This is a genomic window from Pseudomonas sp. 39004 (genome assembly GCF_028682155.1).
In the GTDB taxonomy this organism is placed as follows: Bacteria; Pseudomonadota; Gammaproteobacteria; order Pseudomonadales; family Pseudomonadaceae; genus Aquipseudomonas; species Aquipseudomonas capeferrum.
The window spans coordinates 1-3,201 of the sequence record NZ_JANIAG010000304.1; the positions used below are offsets into that span (position 1 = coordinate 1).

Genomic DNA, 3,201 nt, shown 5'->3' on the forward strand with positions numbered 1-3,201 from the left:
TGGTCACCGAACAAGGCGAGATCCGCTGCGAGCAGGTGCTGCTGGCCGGGGGCATGTGGTCAAGCCTGCAACAACATATCGGCGTGGTGTTTCTGAAGGCGCGTGAGCGGGAACCGAACCTGTTGGCGTTGCTGGCGCAATGCAGGATGTACAGCCGGGAAAACTGAACAAGGCCTGCAGGGCTTTTGCACGCCAGCACTGATTACACCACCTGCCGTGCAGCGCGTCGGCCTGAACCGGCATGGCGCCCTTGCAGCAGCACGGCCAGCGCAGCCAGCACCGCCGGTACAAGCAACGACGCGAACACCTGCGCGAAGCTCCACCCCATTGCCAGCATCTGGGCGCCGGCAAACGCACTGAGAATCGCCCCGAAACGGCCGATGCCACTCATCCAGCTGGCACCGGTCGCGCGCGCTTCGGTCGGGTAGAACGCTGCCGCCAGCGCATTCATGCCCACACTGGCACCATTGAGGCCAAAGCCCACTGCCCAGGCAATCGTGCACAGTCAGGTGAAATCCCCGGCCACCTGGCCAATGGCGAAGATCACTGCGCCGCTGAACAGGAAGGTCAGCATCAGCACGCGTTGCGGGTTGCAGCGGTCCATGGCCCAGCCCACCGAAATCGCCCCCAGCGGCCCGCCGATCTGGAAGCAGGCGGTGACGATGGCCGCTTCGGCTACCGAGAAGCCACCGCCCTCCTTCACCAGAGTGGGCAACCAGCCGCTGAACAGGTAGACCAGAAACAACGCCAGCACGTAGCCAGTCCAGAGCATGAAGGTGCCGAAACGATAGCGCGGCGAAAGGATGGTGCCAATTGCCCCACCGCTGCTCGGCGTGCTGGGCGGCAGCACAAAGGTGCTGTCGGCGCTGATGCGCCCCGGCGCCAGGCGGCTGACAATGGCGCGTACGCGTCGCACATCGGCACCCTTGCTGACCAGGAAGGTGACCGATTCGGGCAGCCGCCAGCACAGCAACGGCAACGTCAGCAGCGGCAGCACGCCCCCCAGCACCAGCACACTGCGCCAGCCCAGGTTCGGGATCATCCAGGCACTGACAAAGCCGCCTGCCGCCGCGCCCAGGGAAAAGCCGCAGAACGCCAGGGTGATCAGCAACGAGCGGCTGCGCGCCGGCGCGTACTCGCTGACCAGGGTGCTGGCATTGGGCATGGCGGCGCCCAAGCCCAGACCGGTCAGAAAACGCAGGGCCACCAGGGTTTCAAGGTTGGGCGAAAACGCCGAGGCCAGGGTCCAGACGCCAAACAGCAAGACGCTGCCCAGCAAGACCGCCTTGCGCCCGTAGCGATCTGCCAGGGGGCCGGCGATCAAGGCCCCGAGCGCCAGGCCGATGAGGGCGGCGCTCAACACCGGGCCCAGGCTTTGCGCGTTCAGGCCCCAGTCGCTTTTCAGCTGGGGGGCGATGAAACCGATGATGGCGACGTCCAGCCCGTCCAGGGCGATGATCAGAAACCCCAGAAAGACCACCCACTTCTGGTAGCGGCCGATGGGTTGCTGGTCGATCAGTTGGCGCACATCGATAGCGTTGTTCATGGGTATCACCTGTTGTTGTTTTTATGCGGGTGCAGGGCCCCGGTGGCATTAGCGGTGAGCGAGGCTATGCAGCTGCACCGGCCTGATGATGCGTGTCTCCTGGGCCACCACCAGGTCACGGGTGGCGTGCAGGTAGGCGGCGAAGTCCGGGTCGGCATCGCGGGCGGCGCTGCGCGTTTCGAAGTCATCCAGGCTGTCGTAGCCCCACAGGTGCACCACCTGGTTCAGCGGGCCGATGCTGCTGGTGTAGAAGGCCAGTGGCGCCCCCAGATGGCGCAGCAGAATCGGCATCGCCAGCTGGTCGAAGGCCTCGAGAAACGCCGCCATGCCACGTGGGCGGATGGTGTAGATCCGATGGTCGACGACGGCCTTGTCCATCACGCCACCTCCCGTGCATTGGCCGCAGTCGCCAGGCCCTGTTCGACGCCTGCCAGATGGCGCCCGGTGAGGTAGCCAAAGGTCATGATCGGCCCCAGGGTGATGCCTGCGCCGGGGTAGTTGCCGCCCATGATGCTGGCGCGGTCGTTGCCAACGGCATACAGCCCCTCGATGGCCCGCTCATCGGTGCCGAGCACTTCGCCGACCACACTGGTGCGGATCCCGTCGAAGGTACCCAGGTCGCCCATGATCACCTTCACGGCAAAGTAAGGCCCCTCGCCCAGCGGCGCCACGCAAGGGTTGGGCGTGTGTTGCGGGTCGGCCAGATAACGATTGAAGCGGGTAGTGCCACGCCCGAACTGGCGGTCCTCACCCTGAACGGCGCCCAGGTTGTAATCACGCACGGTCTGCTCCAGCCCGGCGGCATCGATCCCGGCCTTGCCGGCCAGCTCTGCGAGGCTGCGGCCCTTGAGCAGGTAGCCATTGCGCAACAGCGGCCCCAGCGGCATCGGCGCGGGCTTGGCGAAGCCCAGGCCGTACTTGGCCAGGGTGCGGCGGTCACAGACCAGCCACATGGCGGTTTCCGACTGCTCGGCACAGGCCTCGATCAGCGCTGCACCCACATCGTGGTAGGAATTCGATTCGTTGGTGAAGCGCTTGCCCGAGCGCAGCACCCCGATCACTCCGGGTTTGTAACGATCGAGCAAATGCGGAAAGGCAGCGTAGCGCCCTGCCCCCATGGGCACTTTCGATACCGGCATCCAGGCCGCTGCGGCTTGCAGGCGGATATCGACCTTGGCGCCCAATGCTTCGGCCATGCGGGCACCATCACCGGTGTTGCCTTCGGGCACCGGCGAAAAATGCTCACCGCCGCGACGCACATGCGGGTAGGCCTGCTTCAACCGCTGCAGGTCGTGGGAGAACCCGCCACAGGCCAGCACCACACCCCGCCGCGCCTCAATGCGCAGTTCGTTGTTGCCTTGCTCGGCCAACACCCCCGTGACTCGGTTGCCTTCACGCAACAGTTGCCTGGCCGGCGTGCCGGTCAGAATCGGAATACCCAGGTCCAGCGCCGACCTCACCAGCCGCGCCGCCAAGGCATTGCCGCTGGTTACCTGAGTGCCACGCCGGTACAGCGCCAGCTCTTTGAAGTGGGTCAGCAAGCGCTTGGCCACATAAGCGAACGACGTCAGTGAACGCGTGACATTGAAGAAGTGCTTGAGGTCGGCATTCGACGAGTTGAACATCATGCCGATGAAAGTGATGGTCTTGAGCGG

At 65.1% G+C, this 3,201-nt stretch carries 2 protein-coding genes and 2 pseudogenes; 1 reads left to right on the top strand and 3 read right to left on the bottom strand.

The genetic code is table 11. The annotated features are described in order from the left end of the window. Positions 1-65 precede the first annotated feature (65 nt). A pseudogene (locus tag NP534_RS26335) lies at positions 66-167 on the top strand (LysR family transcriptional regulator); the annotation flags it as partial. 35 nt (positions 168-202) lie between these two features. Here NP534_RS26335 and NP534_RS26340 read toward each other — a convergent pair. From NP534_RS26340 to NP534_RS26350, 3 genes and pseudogenes are all read right to left on the bottom strand, one after another. Then, a pseudogene (locus NP534_RS26340) lies at positions 203-1,546 on the bottom strand (MFS transporter). Positions 1,547-1,594: 48 nt separating this feature from the next. After that, complete coding sequence (locus tag NP534_RS26345) at positions 1,595-1,924, bottom strand: NIPSNAP family protein (RefSeq protein WP_274100673.1); 330 nt, start codon at positions 1,922-1,924, stop codon at positions 1,595-1,597. Further along, positions 1,924-3,201, bottom strand: a 1,278-nt coding sequence (locus tag NP534_RS26350) for an FAD-dependent oxidoreductase (protein WP_274100674.1), incomplete at its 5' end; no start/stop codon positions are given. The genes NP534_RS26350 and NP534_RS26345, both read right to left, overlap by 1 nt.

Excerpts from the sequence above, each read along its gene's own strand:
- NP534_RS26345 (WP_274100673.1), bottom strand. The coding sequence starts at position 1,924 with ATGGACAAGGCCGTCGTCGACCATCGGATCTACACCATCCGCCCACGT.